The sequence below is a fragment of the Caulobacter sp. FV1ye6ST genome (assembly GCF_058681225.1).
In genome coordinates this window covers 1,044,414-1,066,387 of record NZ_CM178733.1, presented here as the reverse complement: position 1 = coordinate 1,066,387, position 21,974 = coordinate 1,044,414, and the positions used below count along the sequence as shown (strand labels likewise).

The 21,974-nt window shown below is 67.8% G+C and carries 18 protein-coding genes; 13 read left to right on the top strand and 5 right to left on the bottom strand.

Going from position 1 to position 21,974, the window contains the following annotated elements:
* The first annotated feature begins 98 nt into the window (after window positions 1-98).
* Genes hfaA through hfaD form a run of 3 tightly spaced genes read left to right on the top strand, consistent with a single transcriptional unit; the run spans window position 99 to window position 2,741 of the window.
* Entirely contained in the window at window positions 99-554 is a 456-nt protein-coding gene (gene hfaA, locus ACW175_RS05240) for a holdfast anchoring protein HfaA (RefSeq protein ID WP_492103575.1), read from the top strand.
* The gene (gene hfaB, locus ACW175_RS05235; RefSeq protein WP_492103574.1) at window positions 551-1,564 is read left to right on the top strand and encodes a holdfast anchoring protein HfaB; all 1,014 of its coding nucleotides are present in this window, start codon (window positions 551-553) and stop codon (window positions 1,562-1,564) included. The genes hfaA and hfaB overlap by 4 nt, the downstream gene beginning before the upstream one ends.
* Window positions 1,482-2,741: a holdfast anchor protein HfaD gene (gene hfaD / locus ACW175_RS05230; protein ID WP_492103573.1), complete on the top strand. Its 1,260-nt coding sequence runs from the start codon at window positions 1,482-1,484 to the stop codon at window positions 2,739-2,741. The genes hfaB and hfaD overlap by 83 nt, the downstream gene beginning before the upstream one ends.
* Before the next feature lie 41 nt (window positions 2,742-2,782).
* Here hfaD and ACW175_RS05225 read toward each other — a convergent pair whose 3' ends face one another.
* Complete coding sequence (locus ACW175_RS05225) at window positions 2,783-3,358, bottom strand: hypothetical protein (RefSeq protein ID WP_492103572.1); 576 nt, start codon at window positions 3,356-3,358, stop codon at window positions 2,783-2,785.
* A gap of 337 nt (window positions 3,359-3,695) precedes the next feature.
* Here ACW175_RS05225 and ACW175_RS05220 point away from each other — a divergent pair, with 337 nt between their 5' ends.
* From ACW175_RS05220 to ACW175_RS05185, 8 genes are all read left to right on the top strand, one after another.
* Window positions 3,696-5,537 carry an ABC-F family ATP-binding cassette domain-containing protein gene (locus ACW175_RS05220; RefSeq protein WP_492103571.1) on the top strand — a complete coding sequence of 614 codons (1,842 nt, stop codon included), beginning with the start codon at window positions 3,696-3,698 and terminating at the stop codon, window positions 5,535-5,537.
* A gap of 354 nt (window positions 5,538-5,891) precedes the next feature.
* Entirely contained in the window at window positions 5,892-7,967 is a 2,076-nt protein-coding gene (locus ACW175_RS05215) for an MASE1 domain-containing protein (RefSeq protein WP_492103570.1), read from the top strand.
* A gap of 85 nt (window positions 7,968-8,052) precedes the next feature.
* Window positions 8,053-9,072: an ABC transporter substrate-binding protein gene (locus ACW175_RS05210; protein WP_492103569.1), complete on the top strand. Its 1,020-nt coding sequence runs from the start codon at window positions 8,053-8,055 to the stop codon at window positions 9,070-9,072.
* A complete protein-coding gene (locus ACW175_RS05205) occupies window positions 9,069-9,818 on the top strand; it encodes an ABC transporter ATP-binding protein (protein ID WP_492103568.1) in 750 nt (249 codons plus the stop codon). Before ACW175_RS05210 ends, ACW175_RS05205 begins: the two co-directional genes overlap by 4 nt.
* Entirely contained in the window at window positions 9,815-10,573 is a 759-nt protein-coding gene (locus tag ACW175_RS05200) for an ABC transporter permease (RefSeq protein ID WP_492103567.1), read from the top strand. Before ACW175_RS05205 ends, ACW175_RS05200 begins: the two co-directional genes overlap by 4 nt.
* 62 nt (window positions 10,574-10,635) lie before the next feature.
* Window positions 10,636-11,265: a hypothetical protein gene (locus ACW175_RS05195; RefSeq protein WP_492103566.1), complete on the top strand. Its 630-nt coding sequence runs from the start codon at window positions 10,636-10,638 to the stop codon at window positions 11,263-11,265.
* Window positions 11,265-12,353 (top strand): DUF2336 domain-containing protein, encoded by a 1,089-nt coding sequence (locus ACW175_RS05190; protein ID WP_492103565.1) that lies wholly within the window; start codon window positions 11,265-11,267, stop codon window positions 12,351-12,353. The genes ACW175_RS05195 and ACW175_RS05190 overlap by 1 nt, the downstream gene beginning before the upstream one ends.
* A gap of 121 nt (window positions 12,354-12,474) precedes the next feature.
* On the top strand, window positions 12,475-15,417 hold the full coding sequence (locus ACW175_RS05185) for a M16 family metallopeptidase (RefSeq protein WP_492103564.1): 2,943 nt from the start codon (window positions 12,475-12,477) through the stop codon (window positions 15,415-15,417).
* Between the two features lie 63 nt (window positions 15,418-15,480).
* Here the strand turns inward: ACW175_RS05185 and ACW175_RS05180 are convergent, their stop codons facing one another.
* Window positions 15,481-16,458 carry a hypothetical protein gene (locus tag ACW175_RS05180; protein WP_492103563.1) on the bottom strand — a complete coding sequence of 326 codons (978 nt, stop codon included), beginning with the start codon at window positions 16,456-16,458 and terminating at the stop codon, window positions 15,481-15,483.
* A 174-nt stretch (window positions 16,459-16,632) separates the two neighbouring features.
* Here ACW175_RS05180 and ACW175_RS05175 point away from each other — a divergent pair, with 174 nt between their 5' ends.
* On the top strand, window positions 16,633-17,178 hold the full coding sequence (locus tag ACW175_RS05175) for a PAS domain-containing protein (protein ID WP_492103562.1): 546 nt from the start codon (window positions 16,633-16,635) through the stop codon (window positions 17,176-17,178).
* A gap of 9 nt (window positions 17,179-17,187) precedes the next feature.
* Here the strand turns inward: ACW175_RS05175 and ACW175_RS05170 are convergent, their stop codons facing one another.
* Together ACW175_RS05170 and ACW175_RS05165 are read right to left on the bottom strand one after the other, a co-directional pair.
* Complete coding sequence (locus ACW175_RS05170; RefSeq protein WP_492103561.1) at window positions 17,188-18,135, bottom strand: aldo/keto reductase; 948 nt, start codon at window positions 18,133-18,135, stop codon at window positions 17,188-17,190.
* A gap of 11 nt (window positions 18,136-18,146) precedes the next feature.
* Window positions 18,147-19,814 (bottom strand): choline dehydrogenase, encoded by a 1,668-nt coding sequence (locus ACW175_RS05165; RefSeq protein ID WP_492103560.1) that lies wholly within the window; start codon window positions 19,812-19,814, stop codon window positions 18,147-18,149.
* Between the two features lie 279 nt (window positions 19,815-20,093).
* On the opposite strand from ACW175_RS05165, the gene ACW175_RS05160 reads away from it, so the two are divergent.
* Window positions 20,094-20,864 (top strand): EAL domain-containing protein, encoded by a 771-nt coding sequence (locus tag ACW175_RS05160; RefSeq protein WP_492103559.1) that lies wholly within the window; start codon window positions 20,094-20,096, stop codon window positions 20,862-20,864.
* Window positions 20,865-21,016: 152 nt separating this feature from the next.
* Here ACW175_RS05160 and ACW175_RS05155 read toward each other — a convergent pair whose 3' ends face one another.
* Window positions 21,017-21,916, bottom strand: coding sequence for a LysR family transcriptional regulator (locus ACW175_RS05155; protein WP_492103558.1), 900 nt, complete (start codon window positions 21,914-21,916; stop codon window positions 21,017-21,019).
* Between the last annotated feature and the right edge of the window lie 58 nt (window positions 21,917-21,974).

Genomic DNA, 21,974 nt, shown 5'->3' with positions numbered 1-21,974 from the left:
TTAACCATTTTTTCTCGACCTGGGGTCTACACGTCGATCTGTATCTTTTTGGCACGGGTGTTGCTTGCGCTCGGTGTCTGCAGTTCGCGGAGCCTCTCATGGCCTGGCATCGGAAAAAGAAGATGAGCGTCACGACGGCCGCCGCCGTCGTCATCTCTCTGGGCGTGGGCGGCGTCGCCGCCGCGCAATCGATGTCGACGAACTCGGCCTCGATGAACGCCGGCTATGGCCGCAGCGCGGGCCAGGAAAATCGCATGGTCGAGTATTCGACCCGCGACGCCAACGGCAACCGAGTGATCGTCGACGGCGTCATGCTGACCGGCTCGGACCAGAGCGTGTACTCGTCCAGCCGTTCGTCCGGCTCGCTGGACGCCTATTCGGGCGTCGGCGGCGTCGGCGGCGTGGGCGGCTATGCCGGCTCGACGGCGATCGGCAACAACCTGACGGTCATCACCCAGGGCAACAACAACACGGTCATCGTCAATTCCAGCCAGGTGAACAACGGCAACGTCACCGCCGGCTCGAACGTGGTGAAGGCGGGAACCCCGCAATGAGCTTCAAGCGTACAGGCCTGGTCCTGGCCCTGATGGGCGCGACGGCCCTGGCCGGATGCGGCAGCGTGCCGGTGGCGTCGACGGCCGGCAACTATGCACAGCCGATCGGCAGCGCACCGGTCACGGCCAACCCCACCGACTATTCGGCCGCCCTGGTCTGCCTGAACCAGTACGCTCGGGCCAACCACGTGGCCGCGCCACGCATCGCGATCGGCCGCATAGCCGACTATACCGGCAAGGAAGAGTCCGACGGCTCTGGCCGCAAGGTGACGCAAGGCGCCTCGCTGATGGCGACCTCGGCCTTCGCCAAGGCCGGAATGCCGATGGTCGAGCGTTTCGACACCTCGGTGTCGGAGTTCGAACTGAAATACGCCAACAACAAGCTGATCTCGGACCGTCCGAACCCCGCGCCCGACGCGCCGGCGGAGTACCGCAAGATCCTGGCCGGCCAAGTGCCCGGCTCGGACTTCTACGTGGTCGGCGGCATCACCGAACTGAACTATAACATCCGTTCGCAGGGCGTGGACGCCTATGTCGGCGACAAGGACACCGACGGGCTGAAGGGCAACTTCCGCCGCCGCGTCTTCATCATGAACATCGCGCTGGATCTGCGGCTGGTGAACACCCGCACGCTCGAGGTGGTGGACGTCATCTCCTATCAGAAGCAGGTGGTGGGCCGCGAAGTGAGCGCCGGCATCTTCGACTTCCTGAACGGCAATATCTTCGACATCTCGGCCGGTCGCGGGGCGCTCGAGCCCATGCAGCTGGCGGTGCGCGCGCTGATCGAACGCGCCGTCGTTGAGATGAGCGCCAACCTCTACGGCATGCCCGGTCCGCAAAGCTGCCTGCGCTACGACCCGTTCGGCGACGCCACGGTCGGCCAGACCGGCGCCTTCACTCCGGCCTACGACAATCTGGGAACGAACAATGCGCAAACCCGCGACGACCCGTCTCGCTGGAACGCTAAGCGTGATCCCGATATTCGTGATTCTAAGCGCGGTCGCTACTAGCCAGCCCGTCCACGCCCAGACGACCACGCCTAGCCAAGTTCTCAACAACCAGATCAATCTGGGCGAGATCTTCTCGGAGCAAGGGCTCAACGTTCAGACCTTGTCGGACGGCGTCACGGCCAGCGCGACGGCCCAGGCCAACGGCGTCTCGATCGGCGTGACCAATGCCGACGCCTCGGCGAACTCGAACCAGGAAAATCAGGGCAAGGTCTCTGCCCAGAGCGTGGTGAATATCGATGCCTACGCCGGCGCGGCCTCGGCTGCACGCGCCACGGCGGTCGGCAATTCCGGCGCCCTCTCCGCGTCCAACGGCACGATCTCGGCCCGCGTCGCACAGGTCAATTCGAACGAGGTCACCGCGCGCGGCGAGGTCCAGGCGGGCGAGGCGGCGGTCAAGGATCTGACCGTCTCAAGCCTGGCCATGGGCAATAGCCAAGGCGTCGATCTCGACAACGGCTCGGCCGGCGCGCGGATCAGCCAGTCGACCACGGCCAATGTGCTGGCCGACGGCGGCGCCACGGTCGGCTACGTCTCGGGGACCAGCGCTGTGACCGCGACCACCGCCGGCAACAATATCAATATCACCGGCGCCAATCAGTCCGCCGTCCGCGCCATTACAGACCAGGCCAATACGGCCGACCTCACCCAGGCCAGCAAGGTCACCGCCTATGGGAATAGCTACCTGTCGGCGACGGTGGCGACGGCCACCGGCAACAACCTGGCGGTCCAGAACGACGGCCCCTTGGCGGATGTGACGTCCCACCAGTGGAACACCTCGAGCGTTCGCGGCCAGGCGGACGGAACCTCCTACCAATTCAGCGCCGCGCAGACGAGCGCCTACGCGGCCGGCAACTCCTCACAGGTCAACAATGTCGGTCCCGAACTGACACTGGACAACCTGCAGACCAATGAAGGCGGCGGGGTCGGGGCGGTCGCCAGCTTCCAGGGCCAGGAAGGCTACGACTCCGTGACCACGGCCACGGCCATGGGCAATGCGGTGACGGGCTATGCCTGCTCGAAGTGCAACGGCCGCATGACCGTAACCAACAACCAGACCAACACGGCCGACATCGGCGCCAGCTCCAGCACGACGGTCAATTCCGGCCGGCAGGTCACGGGCATCTCGACCGCCATCGGCAATAACGCCAGCTTCAACGTGACCTCGCCGGGGTACTAGGTCGAGCGGAGCGCGAGCGCTCCGCCCAGCCATAGAGCGCCTTACGGCTTCACGTTGCGATGCAGCTTGTGCATGTCGTCGCGCCGCATGCCGCCGATCGTCGCGGCGACGCTGGCGGCGAAGGCTCTGGTCAGGGCGCCGATCCCCAGGAACAACGAGATCTGCGCGCCGAACTGGCCGGCCCGGATCATCTCGGCCGCCGATAGTTCACCCACCGGCGCGGTCGGGGCTTGGACGGTCAGCGCGCCCAGCACCAAGAGACCAACGATGCTCGCGGCCCAGGCCAGCAGGCCGTGGGCGGTGTCTCGGAAATAGGTCTCATGATCGTGGATGTGCAGCCACTTGGTGCGCAGCCGCCCTGCCAGATAGCCGCCCAGCATGCTCGCCACCACCTGGCAGGCGATGAAGACCGCGCCGATCGTCGGCGTGAAGTCACGCGCTTCGACACCCGCGGGCCAGCGCGGCGACATCTTCAGGCCGAAGCCGGCCCCCAGCGACACCAGCACGAAGAGCATGGCGACCGTCGCCGCGGCGCCGGCCAGGATCGCCTCCCAGCTGACGGGCGACTGGTGCTCGTCGGGGATGTCGGCCGTCGAAAGTTCGGCTCCGTAAGCCATGGCGGTGCTCCTCCGGCTCAAAAGTGGTGGGTGCAGAAGGCCAGGAGGAGGATGACGGGGAGCGGAACTCCCAGAAGCACGAGTAGGATCGATCGCATGGCGTGAAGCCCCTTGCTGGGAATGAAAGGGCGCTTTGCATCCAGGGCCGCGCCTTGCTTCGGTGAACGAAGCCGCGGAGCCAACGGTTCCGGCGTACATAACGGCGCGCCCGAGCGGCCGTGTCAGGCCCTGGCGGGATCAACCCAAACTAGGCGGCGATTTTGACGTTTCCTCGGCGCGCGGCCTGCTATACGGCCCTCATCTCCGCGACATACCGCCGCTTTAGTATTGAACGATCATGGCCTCCCCGACCCGCGCGCCCGTTCTCGCCCTCAAGGACGTCCGTCTCGCCGACGGCGCCAAGCCCCTGTTCGACGGCGTCGACCTCGCCCTGGAGCCGCGCGTGCGCGCCTGCCTGGTCGGCCGTAACGGCGCGGGCAAGTCCACCTTGTTGAAGATCCTGGCCGCCCAGGGTGTCGAGCCCGACAGCGGCGAGCGCGCCGTGCAACCGGGCGCCAAGATCATCTTCGTCAGCCAGGAGCCCGAGATCACCGGCGACACCCTGCTGGACTACTGCACCGCCGGCGGCGCCGAGGACTACGAGGCCCAAGCGGCCCTGGCCGACTTCGGCCTGGATCCGGAAAAGAGCTCGCAAGGCCTCTCAGGCGGCGAGAAGCGCCGCGCCGCGCTGGCCCGCGCCTTCGCCGAGCAGCCCGACGTGCTGCTGCTGGACGAGCCGACCAACCACCTGGACATCTTCGCGATCCAGACCCTGGAAGAAGAGCTGGCCAGCTCCAAGTGCGCGGCCCTGATCGTCAGCCACGATCGCGCCTTCCTGAACCGCGTCACCCAGCGCACCTACTGGCTGGAGCACCGCAAGGTCCGCCGCCTGGACAAGGGCTTCGCCGAGTTCGAGATCTGGAGCGAACAGGTCCTGGCCGCCGAGGCCGAGGAAGAGCGTCGCCTCAACAAGGTGCTGGAGCGTGAGAACGCGTGGCTGGCGCGCGGCGTCCAAGGTCGCCGGGCCCGCAACGAAGGCCGCCGGCGCGCCCTGATGGACCTGCGCTCTCAGAAGAAGGACCTGCAGGGCGACAAACGCGGGTCGATGTACATGGCCGTCGAGAGCGCCACGACGTCCGGCAAGAAGGTGATCGAGGCTAAGCACCTGACCAAGAAGTTCGGCGACCGCGTGATCGTCGAGGACTTCTCGACCCGTATCCTGCGCGGCGACCGCGTGGCCCTGGTCGGCCCCAACGGCGCCGGCAAGACCACCCTGGTCCGCCTGCTGCTGGGAGAGCTCGAACTCGACGCCGGCACGGTGCAGCTCGGCACCAACCTGGAAGTCTCCTACATCGACCAGGGCCGCATGGCGCTGTCGGACAAGATCACCCTGTGGGACTTCCTGACCCCCGGCGGCGGCGACTCCATCCTGGTGCGCGGCCAGCCCAAGCACGTGGCCGGCTACGCCAAGGACTTCCTGTTCACCGAGGCTCAGCTGCGCCAGCCGGTGACCAGCCTGTCAGGCGGCGAGCGCAACCGCCTTCTGCTGGCCCGCGCCCTGGCCAACCCCACCAACCTCATGGTGCTGGACGAACCGACCAACGACCTGGACATGGACACGCTGGACCTGCTGGAGGACCTGCTGGCCGACTTCGACGGCACCCTGATCCTGGTCAGCCACGACCGTGACTTCATCGACCGCCTCGCGACCTCGACCATCGCCATGAACGGTCATGGCAAGGTGCTGGAGACCCCCGGCGGCTGGACCGACCTGATCGACCAGAGCCCCGACTTCTTCAAAGGAGCCCGTGGGGCCAGTGTCGGCTCGTCATTCACGCCCGTGGCCCGGACCACCAAGGCCCCAGCGGCAACTCCCGTCGCGGCGCCGCCGCCGAAGAAGACCGGCAAGCTGACCTTCAAGGACCAGCGCCGCCTTGAAGAGTGCGAAGCCCTGATCGCCAAGAGCCCGGCCATCATCGCCGGCTTCGAGAAGACCCTGGCCGACCCGAACCTCTACAGCCGCGATCCGGCGAGCTTCGACAAGACCATGAAAGCTCTCGACAAGGCCCGCGCCGACCTGGAGCAGGCAGAAATGGAGTGGCTGGAGCTGGAAGAGAAAAGGGAAAACCTGGCCGGCTGAGGGCTGAGCCAGACATCGCTTCACGCGCGTCGCGATGCCGGATGCGGACCGCGCCCGCGGACCATCCCGCGGGCGGCCTCCGCCCTCTTGAATTGCGGGCCCGGCCGTGCATTCTCAGCATCACTCGCCCTCAGGCCTGGAAATACAATCGCTTAGGGTGTCGACGTCGCGCGAACGTCCTGCGGCCAAACGACACATCCGGCGATAGAACGGCAACCGGGCCGTGCGCGGGCGTATTGAAGGGTTACGTCGTCCTCAAGCTCGCCTTGGTGATCGCTTCCGGATGGCGCGGTGATCCCGGCGTTGTCTTCCGAACTTCGGCCGTCGACGCTCGACCTGGGGGATGGAAACAGCATGCCGCAAAGGCTGGCCCAGCAGGAACAAAGACGGCAGACCACCCTGCTGTTGGGTCTGTCGGTCGCCATCGTCGCCGGCCTGGCGTTCAGCGACTATCTGAGCCGCTCCATCCTGGACGTCGCCACCTTCTGGCCGGCCAACGCCCTGCTGGCCGCCGGCCTGATCACCCTGAGCGGCTGGCGTCGCGTGTCGCTGACCACGGTCTTCGTCGTTTTCCACCTGGCCTTCGACCTGCTGGTCGGCGACAGCCCGGCGCGCGCCCTGCTCTACGTCGGGATCGACACGCTGGAGGCCTTCGCGGTCTGGGCCGTCTGCCTGCGGATCTGGGGCAGCACGCCGCGCATCCGCACGCTCGGCTCGCTGGTCCTGCTGCCCGCCGTCACCACGCCGATCGCCGCCGCCTCCGCCCTCCTCTGCGCGGGGATCCTGGCGCTGGGGTTCGGCGCGCCGTTCTGGAGCGTGCTGCTCGACTGGTTCCTGCGCGGAGCCTTGGGCCTGGCCATCGCCGTGCCCGCGGCGCTTGTCCTGATCGACGCCGAGCACCGCCGCTCGTTCCACCGGACCTGGCGCGAGCAGCTGGCCCTGATGTTCGGGGTCGGCGCGATCACCCTGCTGTGCGCCCATCCGGCCTCGGGCCTGCCGCCGTTCCTGATCTTCCCGGTCGCCCTGATCGCCGCCTACCGCCTGGGCGCGCGTGGCGCGGCCATGGCTTCGCTGGTCGTTGCCGTGATCACGCTACCGATCGCCATGGCCGGCGCCTCCCCGCGCTTCAACGCGATCCTCGGTCCCACGGCCCAGGCGCGGACCATCCAGGTGTTCATCCTGGTGCTGTTCTACACCTGCCTGGCCGCGGGTCTGGCCCTGGCCCAGCAGGACCGGCTCAAGCGCCTGCTTCTACGCCGGGAGCAGTTGACCCGCGCCGCCCGCGCCCGGGCGCTCGCCGCCACGGAGGCCAAGACCGAGTTCCTGGCCACCATGAGCCACGAGATCCGCACGCCGCTGAACAGCGTGCTCGGCTTCGCCCAACTCCTGGCCGCGCGCGAAGACCTGCCGCCCGACGCCCGCCGGCAGGTCAACCTGATCGACAGCGCAGGCGCGGCTCTCCTGACCGTCGTCAACGACATCCTGGACTTCTCGCGGGTCGAGGCCGGCCAGATCGAGCTCCTGCCCCAGCCGACCTCGGCCGCCGGCCTGCTGCGCGACACCGTGGCGATCATGGAACCCGAGGCCCGCGCCAAGGGCCTGACCCTGGACCTGGAGATCGTCGACCCGGTCCAGGCCCTGCACGATCTAGACGCCGATCGCGTGCGCCAGGTCCTGATCAACCTTTTGAACAACGCCGTGAAGTTCACCGATCGCGGCCGCATCGACGCGCGCCTGATCGTCGAGCCGGGCGATCTGGAGGATCGCCTGCGGTTCGAAATCATCGACACCGGCGTCGGCATCGACCTCGACAAGCAGGCTCTGCTGTTCCAGCGCTTCTCCCAAGCCGACAGCTCGATGAGCCGGCTGCACGGCGGCGCGGGCCTGGGCCTGGCCATCTGCCGGGCGCTGATCGACGTGATGGGCGGCAAGATCGGCGTCGACAGCGTGGCCGGTCGCGGCTCCTGCTTCTGGATAGAGGTCCTGGCCCCGACCGCCGAGCCCATCGCCGTCTCGGAGCGGCCCAAGACCGCGGCTCCGGGCGCGGCCAGGATTCTGATCGTCGACGACCACCCGATCAATCTCGAGATCGGTGCGGCGCTGCTGACCCTGGTCGGCTGTGAGGTCGACGTCGCCGACAACGGCAAGGAGGCGGTCGAACGCGCCGCGAGCGGCGACTACGACATCATCCTGATGGACATTCACATGCCGCAGATGGACGGGCTGCAGGCCACGCGGGCGATCAAGGCGCTGCCCGGCCGTCCCGGCAAGGCCCCGATCATCGCCATGAGCGCCGACGCCCTGCCCCGCCAGGTCGAGCGCTGCTACGCCGCCGGCATGGTCGACCACATCGCCAAGCCCATCCAGCGCGAGGTGCTGTACGCCAAGGTCGAGCGCTGGCTGAACCGCAAGGCGACGCCCGAGATCTAGACTCCCCCAAACCGTGGATCATGGAGACTTGGAACTCCGTCCGCTCCCCCCTAACTTGACCGCGAACAACCGGGGAGCCCCATCCATGCAGCGCCGCGCTTTCGCCGCCTCCTGTGCCGCTTGGGGCCTGATGGCCCTGATGGCCCTGATGGCCGCCTGTTCGCCAGCCAGCAAGGAGACGACCGCCCCCGCAGGCGTGACGAAGCTCAAGCTGGCCACCGACTGGCGGGCCGAGGCGGAGCTGGGCGGCTACTACCAGGCCCTGGCGACCGGCGAATACAAGAAGCGAGGCCTGGACGTGACCCTGATCCAGGGCGGCCCGGCGGTGAACGTGCCCCAGTTGCTGGCGACCGGCGCGGTCGATGTCGGCGTCGGCTCCAACAGCTACGTGGTCATGAACCTGACCAAGGAGAACGCGCCGGTGAAGGCCGTGGCGGCCTTCATGCAGAAGGACCCCTGGTCGCTGATCGCCCACCCCGACCAGGGCGTCGACACCATCGCCGACATCAAGGGCCATCCAGTCCTGCTGTCCGACGCCTCGATCACCGGCTACTGGGCCTGGCTGAAGGCCAAGTACGGCTTCACCGACGATCAGGTCCGCAAGTACAACTACTCCACCGCCCCGTTCCTGGCCGACAAGCGCATCGTTCAGCAGGGCTATGTGACCAGCGAGCCCTACCTCATCGAGAAGGAGGGCAAGGTGAAACCCAAGGTCTTCCTGCTGGCGGACAGCGGCTATCCGGCCTACGGCTCGATGGCCCTGGTCAATGACAGCCTGATCGCCAGGAACCCGGCGGCCGTGCGGGCCTTCGTCGACGCCACCGCGGCGGGCTGGAAGTCCTACCTGTACGGCGATCCCAAGCCGGGGGACGCGGCGATCCTGAAGGACAATCCGGAGATGACCCAGGACGTCCTCGACCAGGCGCGCGACAAGATGCGGTCCTACGGCGTGGTTAGCGCCAAGAACGGTGACGGCGACATCGGCTTGATGACCGACGAACGTTGGAGCGCGTTCTTCAAGGACGCCATGGCGCAGGGCGTCTATCCGAAGGACGGGGACTTCAAGAAGGCCTACACGCTGCAGTTCCTGCCCAAGGGCCAATGAGCGACCCCGTCGCCAGCCTCGCCGCTGTCGAGGTCGACTATGCGCGCGGTCGCGCCTTGGGACCGGTCGACCTTACGCTGGCGGGCGGCGAAATCCTCGCCCTGGTCGGCCCTTCCGGCTGCGGCAAGTCCACGGCCCTGCGGCTGCTGGCGGGTCTCGAGGCGCCCACGCGCGGAACCGTGAGCCGTGCGGCCGGCAAAGGCGAGACCTCGGTCGTCTTCCAGTCGCACACCCTGGCCCCGTGGCTCTCGGCGCTGGACAATGTCGCCCTGCCGCTGGAGCTGGCGGGCATGGCCAAGGTCGCCGCCCGCACGGCGGCCGCCGAAGCCTTGCGCCAGGTTGGCCTGGGTTCCGCCCTGAACGCCCGCCCCGCCCAACTGTCCGGTGGCATGGCCATGCGCGCCTCGCTGGCGCGCGCCCTGGTGACCCGACCGCGCCTTCTGCTGCTGGACGAGCCCTTCGCCGCCCTCGACGAGATCACCCGCCGCGCCCTGGCCGACGACGTCCTGGCCCTGGCGGACGACCTGACGCCGGCCGTCGTCTTCGTGACCCACAATGTCGAGGAGGCCGTCTACATGGCCCGCCGCGTCGTGGTCATGACCCCCGGCCCAGGCCGCATCGCCGGTGAGGTCGCCATCGACGGACCGGTCGTCCGCCCGGCCGGCTTCCGCACCACCGAGGCTTTCCGCGCCGCCGCCGAGGCGGTGTCGTCCCTGCTCGCGCGCGCGACGGAGCCCGCGGCGTGAAACGCATACTCGCCCCCGTGATGCTGATCGCCGTGCTGCTGGGCGGCTGGGAGATCGCCTGCCGCGCCCTGGCCGTGCCGCCCTATCTGCTGCCCGCGCCCAGCGCCGTGGCCCGGGCCTTCGCGGAGTCCTGGCCACTGCTGCTGGGCTCGGCCTGGGCGACGCTGTCGACCGCCCTGCTGGCTCTGGTCATCGCCAGCCTTCTCGCCTGCGCCCTGGCGCTGGCGGTCAGCCTGAACAGCCTCCTGGAAGACGCCATCCGGCCGATCGCGGTCACGCTGCAGGTGACGCCGCTCGTGGCCATCGCGCCGCTGGTCACCATCTGGGCCGGCATCGACCATCCCGAGCGCGCGGTGATCGGCCTGGCCGCCGTCGTGGCCTTTTTCCCGATCTTCTCCGGCGCCCTGGCGGGGCTGAAGGCGGTCGATCCGGATCTGGCCCGCCTGTTCGATCTCTATGGCGCCAACCCCTGGCAGCGCCTGGTCCGACTGCGCCTGCCGTCGGCCGTGCCGGCCTTGCTGGAGGGCCACAAGGTCGCGGCCGGCCTGGCCATCATCGGCGCCGTGGTCGCCGAGTTCGTGGCGGGTTCCGGCGGGTCCCAAGGCCTGGCTTGGCGTATCCTGGAGGCCTATAATCGACTGCAGACCGCCAAGGTCTTCGCCGCGCTCGTGTCTCTGGCTGTACTCGGCGTTGCCTTGCACGCTTTAATGGAAGCGATCGAACGGCGACTTCTCAAGTCTTGGCGTGGACGTTAGCGCGAGATTAAGGCGGCGGACCCTACCATGGCGGTTCGATAGAGAATTCATCGGAACGGTCCATGCGCGCCGCCCTCCTCATCGCCGCCCTCGCCTGCGCGCCCCTGGCGTGCGTGGGCGCGCATGCGGAGACCGGCCAGGAGAGCCGCTACGGCCCCGCGCCCGAACGCGCGCCCACGCCGGTCAACGGCCGCGCCCCCGGCTATACCGGCTCGACCTACGGCGGTCGCGCCCTGGGCTGGAGCGGCAAGCGCGATATCGTCGCCCCTCAGGCCCAGGCCGCCGCCCAGGTCCAGCCTTGGTGGGCTCAGCAAGCCCGGGAGACCCAGCAACCGCCAGTCGCGCGAGCGGCCTATCAGCCGCCCGCTCCGGCCTCCGCGCCGCAAGCTCCGCAGGTCTCAAGCACCGCCTTGCCGCGCAGCATCTACGACTCTCCCGCGCCACAGGTCGCGCCGGTTCCCGCCGCCTATACCGCTCCGGCCCAGCCCGCGCCGCGGTTCCGCGACGGCCAGATCGGCGCACGCACCTATTCCGTCGGCCGCCAGTTCGGCATGGCCCCGGATCCCATCCCCGCCGCCGGTCCGCCGCGCATGGTCCTGATCACCGCCCCGCCGACGCAGGACGAGGACAAGCCGCGCGAAGAGGGTAACGGCGAGTGGTCGGCCAAGCCCGAGAAGGAGAGCGGGCAATAATGCAGTCGCGGCTTCACGACCTCATCTCGCTCGCCAACGAGCCCTCCAGCGTCAAGCGCCGGGAGCTGCTGCGCGGCGTCACCGACATGTTCTTCTCGGGCGAAGGCCACAATGCCGTCGAGATGGGCCTGTTCGACGACGTTATGAGCCAGCTGGCCGGCGAAATGGAAGAGGCCGTCAAGGTCGAATTGGCCCAGCGTCTCGGCGAGGCTCCGGCCCCGCCGCGTGGCCTGTCGCGCACCCTGGCCTCGGACTCGATCACCGTCGCCGCCCCGATCCTGCGCAACTCCAGCGCCCTGACCGACGAAGACCTGCTGCACGTGGCCCGCACCCAGGGCCAGGACCACCTGCGCGCCATCTCGCAACGCCAGAGCGTGTCCAGCATCGTCTCGGACGCCATCGTCGCGCGCGGTGACGACACCACCTTGAGCGTGCTGCTGCGCAACGAGGGCGCGGTGCTGTCGCGGGAGGCGCACGAGACCGTGGTCGATCGCGCCGCCACCAACCCTTCGCTGCACGAGGCGGTCATCGACCGCAACAGCCTGCCGGTTGACCTGCTGAACGAGATGTACTTCGTGGTCGAGGCGCGCCTGCGCGACCGGATCATGCAAAAGAACGCCGGCGTCGACCCCGCCATGCTTGAGGCCGCCCTCACCGCCGGGCGCAAACGCGTCGCGGTCGAGGACGGCGCCCTGCCCGCCGACTTCGCCGAGGCCGAGAAGGAATTCCGCACCCTGCGGGCCAAGGCGCAAATCTCGCCGCAGCTCCTGGCCAACATGCTGCGCGGCAAGAAGACGACGCTGTTCCTGGTGGCCCTGGCCGACATGGCCGATGTCGACTTCCACACCGCCCGCAAAATCGTTGAGCGGCGTGAGATGGACGCCCTGTCGGTGATCTGTAAGGCGGCCGACTTCGACCGCTCGCTGTTTCTCACCTTCGCCCTGCTGATCCTCGAGCCGAGCGACGACGTGATGACCAAGGCCAAGGCGTACGGCGAGCTCTATGCCGCCCTGCCGCGGGATTCGGCTCTGCGCACGATCCGCTTCTGGCGCCTGCGCCGCTCGACCGGCGACGTCGCCGCGGCTTAGGCCGCCCGCCCAAGGCCCCGACCTAGAGCATTAGGGCGAAAATCGGCCGCTCGCGCGCCTTGCGTGCGCCATGTCCGACAGCCAAGGTGCCGCCCTCTTATTCTCCTGCCCTGGATTCTCGATGATCAGCGCTTCGCGCTTGGCGCTCGTCGCCGCCGCCGGCCTCTCGGTCGCCGCCTGCTCGCACCTCCCCAAGCCTTCCATCCCGTTCATGAGCAAGGACGCCGCCGACAGGCCGACCGCGTCCGCGCCGAAGATCCCCGAGGCCCCGCCGCTGGCCGGCCCGAAGATCACCGACCTGAAGCCGGGCCAGTGGGCCCAGGAGCTGTCCGACGTCGCGCCCGATCCGTCCTGGCGCTTCGGCACGCTGTCCAACGGCATGCGCTACGCCATCCGCAAGAACGCCACCCCGCCCGGGCAAGCCTCTCTGCGCCTGTGGGTCGACGCCGGTTCGATGATGGAGGCCGACGACCAGCAGGGCCTGGCCCACTTCCTGGAGCACATGGCCTTCAACGGCTCCAAGAACGTGCCCGAAGGCGACATGGTCAAGATCCTGGAGCGTCACGGCCTGGCCTTCGGCGCCGACACCAACGCCCAGACGAGTTTCGACGAGACCGCCTATCAGCTGGACCTGCCCAAGGCCGACGACGACACGGTCGACACCTCGCTGATGCTCCTGCGCGAGGCGGCCGGCGAGCTGACCATCGCCCCCGACGCCGTCGACCGCGAGCGCGGCGTGGTGTTGTCGGAGCAGCGCAATCGCAATACGCCCGGCTACCGGGTCGCCATCGCCACCCTGTCGGCGCAGATGGAAGGCCAACTGCCGCCCAAGCGGATTCCGATCGGCAAGACCGAGATCCTGAAGACCGCTCCCGCCCAACGCATCCGCGACTTCTACGAGGCCTATTACCGTCCCGAGCGGGCGGTGTTGGTCGCGGTCGGCGACTTCGACGTCGACGCGATGGAAGCCAAGATCAAGGCCAAGTTCGGCGACTGGGCCGGCAAAGGCCAGCCCGGAAAGAACCCCGACATCGGCGCGGTGGCCAAGCGCGGTCCGACCGCCAAGCTGCTGGTCGAGACCGGCGCCCCTTGGTCGGTGCAAATGACCTGGATGCGCAAGCCCGACGGCCTGCTGGAGACCAAGGCCGTCGACGATCGCGACATGATCGAGAACCTGGCCTTCGCGGTGATCAATCGCCGCCTTCAGGCCATCGGCCGCTCGGCCGAGCCGCCCTTCATCGCCGGCGGGGCCTTCAAGGGTGACCAGTATGGCGCGGTGCGGGTGACGACCTTCGGCGCCACCGCGCAGCCGAACCGCTGGCGCGAGGCGATGAGCGCGCTCGACGCCGAGCAGCGCCGGGCCGTGCAGTACGGCGTGCGCCAGGACGAACTGGATCGCGAGATCGCCACCTTCCGCGCCGGACTGGTCGCCGCCGCGGCCGGCGAAGCCACCCAGCGTACGCCTGTCCTGGCCAATCAGTTGCTCAACACCCTGGGCGACGCCGAGGTCATCACCTCGCCCAGCCAGAATCTGGCCGCCTACGACGTCCTGGTGAAGGGCCTGACCGCCGAGCGGGTAAACGCGGTGCTGAAGAGCGCCTTCGCCGGTTCGGGCCCGCTGCTCGTCGTCGCAGCGCCCAGCAATATCGACGGCGGCGAGGCGGCGATCCTCAAGGCCTATGACGAGCTGAAGAACCAGCCCGTCACCCCGCCGGCCGCGCCGGGTGTCAGCATCTGGCCGTACTCCACCTTCGGACCCAGCGGCAAGGTCGTCGAGCAGAAGGACGTCACCGATCTGGACGCCGTCTTCGTGCGCTTCGAGAATGGCGTGCGCCTGACGGTGAAGCCGACCAAGTTCCGCGACGACCAGATCGTGGTGAAGGTCCGCACCGGCCACGGGCTGCTGGATATGCCGTCCGACGCCCAGAGCCCGCTATGGTCGGCCAGCGCCTTCATCGAGGGCGGCCTCAAGCAGATCAGCGCCTCGGACATGGAGCGCGTGCTGACCGGCAAGATCTGGAACGCCGGCCTTGGCGTCGAGGACGACGCCTTCGCGCTGAGCGGCCGCACGCGCCCCGAGGACCTGGCGACCGAGCTTCAGGTCCTGGCCGCCTACGCCACCGAACCCGGCTGGCGCCCGGAGGCGTTCAATCGCGTCAAGACCAGCTACGCCACCTTCCACGACCAGCTGGAAAGCACGACGGGCGGCGTTCTCAGCCGAGACCTGGGCGGACTGATGCACGGCGGCGACCAGCGCTGGACCTTCCCATCTCGCGAACAGATCGCCAACGCGTCGCTGGAACAGCTGAAGGCCACCGTCGCCAATCCGCTGGCGCAGGGCGACCTGGAGATCGTCATTGTCGGCGACACCACGGTCGACAAGGCCATCACCGCCGTCGCCGACACCTTTGGTGCCCTGCCCAAACGTCCGGGCGAACCGCCGCTGGCCGGCGCCGACAAGGCTCCGTTCCCGGCGCCGTCGGCCCAGCCCGTCGTGCGCACCCACAAGGGCCGCCCCGACCAGGCCGCCCTGTTCATGGTCTGGCGGACGGACGACCTGTTCTCGAACCTGCAGCGCTCGCGCGACGTCTCGATCCTGAGCCAGGTCTTGCAGCTGCGCCTGATCGACGAACTGCGCGAGAAGCAGGGCGCGACCTACTCGCCCAACGCCTCGGCCACGGCCAATGTCACCTTCAAGAACTGGGGCTATCTGGCCGTCAGCCTGGAGGCGCCGCCTGAAAAGCTGGACGGCATCGTGGCCTCGATCCGCAAGATCGCCGCCGACCTGCGCGACAAGCCGGTCAGCGCCGACGAGCTGGAGCGGGCGAAGAAGCCGCGCATCGACCAGATCGAGAAGGCCCGCGTGACCAACGAGTACTGGCTCGGCGCGCTGTCGGGCGCTCAGGAAGACCCGCGCCTGCTGGACGCCACCCGCTCGGTGCTGGCGGGCCTGTCCCGCGTCACCCCGGCCGACGTCCAGAAGGCGGCCAGGACCTATCTCGGCGACGACCAGTCGTGGCTGCTGCTGGTGAAGCCGGAAGTGGGCGCGACGGCGGCGAAGTAGCAACCAACAAAAAGGCCCTCCCGATCGGGAGGGCCTTTTCAATCGCCGCTGGGTGAGCGTGTCCTAGTAGACGACCCCGCCGACCCCGCCATCCAGGCTGAAGCTGGTCGTCAGGCTCTGGCGCTCCTGCACCGTCTCCTCACGGTAGGCGGTGTAGGTCTCGGTCGTCAGGATGGTCAGGATCTTCACGCCGGCGCCGAAGCGACGCAGCAGCGAGCGCTCGTTGCAGTCGCGGGCCGGGCGTTGCGGGCGGCACGAGATGCTGCCCTGACCGCCCGACTGGGCGCCGTTGGGGCCGCCGGCCAGCCCCGAGCCGGGGCTGTGATAGAGCGACTCGTTCTTCTGGCAGATGAAGGTCTGGCCGGCGCCGCCGGTCGAGATGTCGATCTGGCCGGAATAGTCGGCGATCACGTACTGCATGCGTGAGCCGGCGATGCAGCGATAGAGCTCGCCGTCATAGGCGTCGTCGATGTCGCGGTCGGGGGTGACCTGCGAGGCGGGGTGCGGGATGTCGCGGTCGTCCAGGCAGACGGCGCGGATGATCACGCGGCGCGTCCTCGTGCGGGTGGCTTCGTAGGATTGACGACGACGGGCCTCGCCGCCCTCGACGTTGAGGCCCTGGATGTAGCCGCTGGCCATCGGGCCGGAATAGTAGCCGCCGTGACCGCCGCCGCCATAGTAGTTGGTGACGCCCGCGGCCGAACCGGCCAGCGAACCGGCGCCCGAGCTCGCCCCCGAGCTGGCGCCCGAATTGGCTACCGCCGAGGCGCTGGAATTGGCGTTCACGATCACGGTCGCGCCGATGTTCACATTGACGCCGGGGATATTGACGTGGTGTCCGCCACCACCACCACCGCCGCCGCCGCAGCAACCGGTCGGCGGCGCGGGCGGCTTCGGCGGGGCCGGAGGCGGCGAGCAGCAGGTCGGCGGGGCCGGGCAACCCGTGGTGCAGGCCACCGCGATGCCGCCGATCGTCAGGCCGCCGAGCAGCACGCCCAGGCCGATCAGCAGTCCGCGCAGGTTCAGTTTCGGCGCCTTCATCCGGCGGTTCCCTTCACATCGGGTCGTCTCGCTTTTCGTTAAGCAAGAATCGGGCCGAACCCGCCGCTCCGTCTGGATTGCGCCAGAATGAGACGGTCGAGCCCTTGGCCCGGTTCTCCCAGCAAGGTCCATGCGGTCGAAAACAGCCGCGACAGGACCCGCCAGGGGACGACGATGTTCCATCCAAGCACGGAACGGTTGATAGACTATTGGCGCGACAAAAAGGGTGAATCCGCCCTGCCCCGCCGCGCCGACATCAATCCGGGCGATTTCCTGGAGCTTTTGCCCCAGGTGTTCGTGCTGGGCCGTGACGGCGGCAAGCTGCCATTCCGCCTGGCCGGCGGTTTCGTCACCGAGCTGCACGCCCGTGACCTGCGCGGCCAGGACGCCTTGTCGCTGTGGGCCCTGGCGCACCGCCTGGAGCTGAAGAGCGCCCTCGACGTCGCGCGCAAGCGACGCACGCCGGTGGTGGTGACCGCCGATATCCGCGCCCACGGCGTGCCCAGCGTCGGCATGGAAGTGCTGTTCGCGCCGCTGCAGGGCGCGTCGGGCGAGACCGACCGGTTCCTGGGCCTCTACCAGCCGATCGCCATGATGGCCCGGCTGATGGGCCGCCCCGCCTACGAGCTGGGCCTCCGCGAGATCAAGCCGCTGGGAGAAGGCAACGCGGACATGCCACGGCTGCGCCTGGCGACCTTGGACGGACGGGCGATCGCTTAGGCCTGAAAGTCAAAGGCGGCCCGCTTCGTCCAGTTTCGCCCACACGTCACCCGGCAATTCCAGCCGGGCGGCGGCCATCAGCTCGTCCAGTTGCTCGACCGAGGTCGCGCTCGCCAGCGGCGCGGTGATCAGCGGGTGGGCCATGATCCAGGCCAGGGCGACCTGGGCCTGGGACGCACCGACCCGCGCCGCCGCTTCGTCGAGAGCCGCCAGCACCGCACGGCCCTTGTCGTTCCAGTAGTCCCGCCGGATCGTCGCCGCCCGCGCCTTGCCCTCGAAGTCAGCCTCGGTGCGGTATTTGCCGCTCAGGAAGCCGGCGGCCAGGCCATAGAACGGGATGATCCCCACGCCCTCGGCCCGCGTCAGCTCGGCCACAGCGCCCTCGACCTGATCGCGATCAACCAGGTTGAACTTCGGCTGAAGGGTCTCGTAGCGCGTGAAGCCCTTGGTCTTCGACGTGTCGAGGCTGGCCTTCAACCGCTCGACCGAGAAGTTCGACGCCCCGATCGCCCGCACCTTGCCAGCCTTCACCAGGCGGTCGAAGGCTTCCAGGGTCTCGTCGATCGGCGTCTCGGCATCGTCGCGGTGGGACTGGTAGAGGTCGATATAGTCGGTCCGCAGGCGCTTGAGCGAACCCTCCACCGCCGCCTCGATATTGGCGGCCGACAGGCCAGGCTGCTTGGGCCACATGGCCACCTTGGTCAGGATCAGCACCTTGTCGCGCTTGCCGCTCGCCTTGAGCCAGCGGCCGATCACGCCCTCGGACTCGCCGCCCTCGTGGCCCGGCGCCCAGGCCGAATAGACGTCCGCCGTATCGACGGCGTTGAAGCCGCCGTCGATGAAGGCGTCCAGCAAACGATGCGAGGTCGCCTCGTCCGCCGTCCAGCCGAACACGTTGCCGCCGAACACCAGCGGCGCGGTCGAGAGGCCGGAGCGGCCGAGCGGGCGATGACGCATACGAACTTCCTCTACTCGGCCGCCACGGCGCGACCGTCCTCGAACACCGGAACGTCCAGCGCGGCCAGAGGCGCCTTGCCCAGGATCAGGTCCGAGGCCCGCTCGGCGATCATGATCGTCGGGGCGTTGGTGTTGCCCCCGATCAGGTTCGGCATGACCGAGGCGTCGATGACCCGCAGGCCGGCCAGGCCCTGCACCCGCAGCTGATCGTCGACCACCGCCAGCGGATCGCCGGCCACGCCCATGCGGCAGGTGCCGACCGGGTGGTAGATCGTCTCGGCCTTGGCGCGGATCCAGGCGTCGAGGTCGACGTCGGTCTTCACATCCGCGCCCGGGGCGTATTCGGCGTCGCGATAGGGGTCGAAGGCGGCCTGGGCGACGGTGTCGCGGGCGATGCGGACACCCTCCCGGATGGCGCGGCGGTCTTCATCCGTGGCCAGATAGTTGGCCAGGATGGTCGGATCGTCGAACGGATCGGCCGAGCGCAGCCCGACCCTGCCACGGCTTTCCGGGCGCAGCTGGCAGACGTGCAGGGTGAAGCCGTCCTTCTCGACAACGACCTTGCCGTGGTCCTGCATGATGGCCAGCACGCCGTGGATCTGCAGGTCCGGGCGGTCGAGGTCGGGCCGCGACTTCAGGAACGCGCCGCTCTCCAGGAACTGCTGCCGGCCCAGGCCCTTGCCGAAGATCATGTAGTTGAGGCCGACACCCAGCTTGTTCAGGCCCTTGTTGGCCGAATAGGCGGTCTTGAGGTTCTTGGCCGTCCACGATACGCAGACATCCAGGTGATCCTGGAGGTTGGCGCCGACGCCCTTGGACTCGTGGACCACCGCGACGCCGTGCGCCTTCAGGTCGTCCGGCGCGCCGATGCCCGACAGCTGCAGGATGTGCGGCGACTGCACCGCGCCGGCGCTCAGCAGCACCTCGGCGTCGGCATGGGCGGTCTTCTTATCGGCGGCCTTGCCGACCACGTAGTCGACGCCGACCGCGCGACCCTTCTCGACGATGATCCGCGTGGTGCGGGCCTCGGTCACGACGGTCAGGTTCGGGCGCGACAAGGCCTGGCTAAGATACGCCATGGCCGCGCTCCAGCGCTGGCCGTCGCGAATGGTCAGGTCGTAGGGGCCAAAGCCCTCCTGCTGGAAGCCGTTGAAGTCCTTGGTGGTCTTGTGGCCGGCCTGGCGGCCCGCCTCGACCAGGGTCGAATAGAACGGATTGTCGCTCTCGCCCTTCGACACGTGCAGCGGACCCTTGTCGCCGTGATAGGCGTCGCCGCCGGCGTGGTGGGTCTCCGAGCGCTTGAAGTAAGGCAGAACCTCCTCGTAAGACCAACCCGACAGGCCCATCTGCCGCCACTGGTCATAGTCGCGCGCGTGGCCGCGGATATAGATCATGCCGTTGATGGCCGAGCTGCCGCCCAGACCCTTGCCGCGCGGCCACCAGAGCTTCCGATTGTCCAGGTGGGGTTCTGCCTCGGTCCAGAAGCCCCAGTTCTGCGCGCCCTTGTCCTTGATCAGTTGGCCCACGCCCGCCGGCATCTTGACCAGGATCGAGTTGTTCTTGCCGCCGGCCTCCAGCAGCAGAACCTTGATGTTGGGGTCTTCCGTCAGCCGCGCGGCCAGCACGCAGCCGGCTGAACCGGCGCCGATGACGACGTAATCATAGCGTTCGCTGGCCATGGCCCCGACGCCCTCCCTGGAAGGTTATCATTGTTAAGGCAGAGAGTGATCCGGGATCGATCGCCGCGCAAGGTTCCCTCACGACTGTCCTTGCAAATTAGAACTGTCCCCGCGGCAACTTTAGCGGTCAATAATGCGACGCAATCTTATATGAAGGTCGGTTCGCGCCAACAGCGGAAGTTGGGCTCGCCCCAACTTCCGGACGTTCAGTATGGCGCGCAAGACTCCATAAACCGGCCATCTCTATGCTGAACTCATAGCGGTTGAGGAAGGCGGACCATGGCGACGGGATGCGAGGGCTGCCGCGACGGCGCGGGTTTTGAACAGCCGTTCTCGATGGCGTTTCAGCCCATCGTCGATGTCACCGGCCAAGCGATCTTCGCTTACGAGGCGCTGGTTCGCGGCACGGAAGGGCAAGGCGCCTACTCAGTCTTGAGCCAGGTCGCTGACGGCAACCGCTATGCGTTCGATCAACAATGCCGCGTCAAGGCGATCGAGCTAGCCACTGGCCTAGGCTTGCCCCGAACGGGCGCTTCGCTCTCCATCAATTTCATGCCGAACGCGGTTTATGAGCCCAGGGCTTGCATACGCCTGACCTTGGCCACGGCCATGCGCACCGGCTTCCCTCTCAACAAAGTCATCTTCGAATTCACCGAGGACGAGAAGTTAGACACCGATCATCTGCTCAACATCCTGCGAACCTACCGCGCGATGGGGTTCAAGACGGCGATCGACGATTTTGGGGCTGGCTACGCGGGACTTGGCCTGCTCTCGAAATTCCAACCCGATATAGTCAAGCTCGACATGGAGCTGATCCGTGGCATTGACCGGGATCGGGTCAAGCAGCAGATCGTCAAGTCGATGATCACCCTGCTCAGCGATTTGAACATCCAGACCATCTGCGAAGGGGTCGAGACGACCGAGGAGCTTGGCGTTCTTCAGGACCTCGGCGCCTACCTAATCCAGGGCTATGTGTTGGCTAAGCCGATGTTCGAGGAACTTGTTGGTTTTGATGGCCTCGGTGGCATGAGGGCTCGCGAAGTCGCCTGATGGGGTTTGGCCGCGACCTACAGGCCAACTCCATTCCCTACGCCCGGGCGCCGGCCAGCCGGCGGTGATATCGGTGGCAGAGCTGCGCCAAGAGCCGCCGCTGGCCCGGCTCCGGGGACGAGACATTCAGCGTGGTGAGATCTTGCCGCGTATCAGTCGCCTGGCGCCAAAGATCCCATAAGAAGCGGCGCGTGGCCCGCCAGCCTTTGGGACACGAAGTCGATGAAGAGCCCGACGCGCTTGGTGTTGCGCGTCTCGCCTTGGGTGAGAATCCAAAGCGCGCCATTCAGGCGTGGCGCGATGCCCGGCGCCCTCGTCAGCAGGGGGTCGGCGTCGCCGACGAAGCACGGCAGCCTTGTCATCCCGAGTCCTTGCCGCACCGCCGCGAGCTGTACCTCCGCGTCGGGCGCCCTGAAAGGCGCCCCCGTCGCCTTTATCTCACCCCCGCTGGCCCAGTCCGGGACGCCACGATCATTGATGACGATCGGCCTGATCGGCCCAATCGCGCCGACGCGCCATCTGGCCAGCAGATCGCGTGACACGTAGACGCCGCCGGCCAGTTGCGGTCCCATCAGGCCGTGCAAATTGAGTGGCAGGGCCTTGCGATCGACGACGAAGCGGATCGCGACATCGGCTTCGCGGTTGGTCAGGTTCGCGACTTCGCCGGTCGACAGGATCTCGCTCTCGATATCCGGATGCCGTTGGGCGAAGTCTGCCAGGTCCGGCATCAGAAGATGGGCCAGGAATGGCGGCAGCGTAATCCGCAGAAGACCGCGCGCGCTCTGGTCGCGACCGAGGACGCGCGTCTCCAGTTGGTGGGAAGACGCTTCCATCTGCTCGGCGAATTCGACGACCTCCTCCCCCGCAGCCGTCAGGCGATAGCCCGAGGGCCGCTTTTCGAACACCTGCACCCCAAGCCGTTGCTCCAGCTGGGCGATGCGCCTGAGCACGGTGGCGTGGTTCACGCCAAGGCGTTCCGCGGCGGCTCTTACCGAGCCGCCTCGCCCGACGGCGAGAAAGTAACGAACATCGTCCCAGTCGATTGAAGCCATGGTGCGATCCTGCACCTCAGCGAGCGACATTCAAGATTCGCGTCGCCACCGTCTGCGC

Excerpts from the sequence above, each read along its gene's own strand:
- hfaA (WP_492103575.1), top strand. The coding sequence starts at position 99 with ATGGCCTGGCATCGGAAAAAGAAGATGAGCGTCACGACGGCCGCCGCC.
- hfaB (WP_492103574.1), top strand. The coding sequence starts at position 551 with ATGAGCTTCAAGCGTACAGGCCTGGTCCTGGCCCTGATGGGCGCGACG.
- hfaD (WP_492103573.1), top strand. The coding sequence starts at position 1,482 with ATGCGCAAACCCGCGACGACCCGTCTCGCTGGAACGCTAAGCGTGATC.
- ACW175_RS05225 (WP_492103572.1), bottom strand. The coding sequence starts at position 3,358 with ATGGCTTACGGAGCCGAACTTTCGACGGCCGACATCCCCGACGAGCAC.
- ACW175_RS05220 (WP_492103571.1), top strand. The coding sequence starts at position 3,696 with ATGGCCTCCCCGACCCGCGCGCCCGTTCTCGCCCTCAAGGACGTCCGT.
- ACW175_RS05215 (WP_492103570.1), top strand. The coding sequence starts at position 5,892 with ATGCCGCAAAGGCTGGCCCAGCAGGAACAAAGACGGCAGACCACCCTG.
- ACW175_RS05210 (WP_492103569.1), top strand. The coding sequence starts at position 8,053 with ATGCAGCGCCGCGCTTTCGCCGCCTCCTGTGCCGCTTGGGGCCTGATG.
- ACW175_RS05205 (WP_492103568.1), top strand. The coding sequence starts at position 9,069 with ATGAGCGACCCCGTCGCCAGCCTCGCCGCTGTCGAGGTCGACTATGCG.
- ACW175_RS05195 (WP_492103566.1), top strand. The coding sequence starts at position 10,636 with ATGCGCGCCGCCCTCCTCATCGCCGCCCTCGCCTGCGCGCCCCTGGCG.
- ACW175_RS05190 (WP_492103565.1), top strand. The coding sequence starts at position 11,265 with ATGCAGTCGCGGCTTCACGACCTCATCTCGCTCGCCAACGAGCCCTCC.
- ACW175_RS05185 (WP_492103564.1), top strand. The coding sequence starts at position 12,475 with ATGATCAGCGCTTCGCGCTTGGCGCTCGTCGCCGCCGCCGGCCTCTCG.
- ACW175_RS05180 (WP_492103563.1), bottom strand. The coding sequence starts at position 16,458 with ATGAAGGCGCCGAAACTGAACCTGCGCGGACTGCTGATCGGCCTGGGC.
- ACW175_RS05175 (WP_492103562.1), top strand. The coding sequence starts at position 16,633 with ATGTTCCATCCAAGCACGGAACGGTTGATAGACTATTGGCGCGACAAA.
- ACW175_RS05170 (WP_492103561.1), bottom strand. The coding sequence starts at position 18,135 with ATGCGTCATCGCCCGCTCGGCCGCTCCGGCCTCTCGACCGCGCCGCTG.
- ACW175_RS05165 (WP_492103560.1), bottom strand. The coding sequence starts at position 19,814 with ATGGCCAGCGAACGCTATGATTACGTCGTCATCGGCGCCGGTTCAGCC.
- ACW175_RS05160 (WP_492103559.1), top strand. The coding sequence starts at position 20,094 with ATGGCGACGGGATGCGAGGGCTGCCGCGACGGCGCGGGTTTTGAACAG.
- ACW175_RS05155 (WP_492103558.1), bottom strand. The coding sequence starts at position 21,916 with ATGGCTTCAATCGACTGGGACGATGTTCGTTACTTTCTCGCCGTCGGG.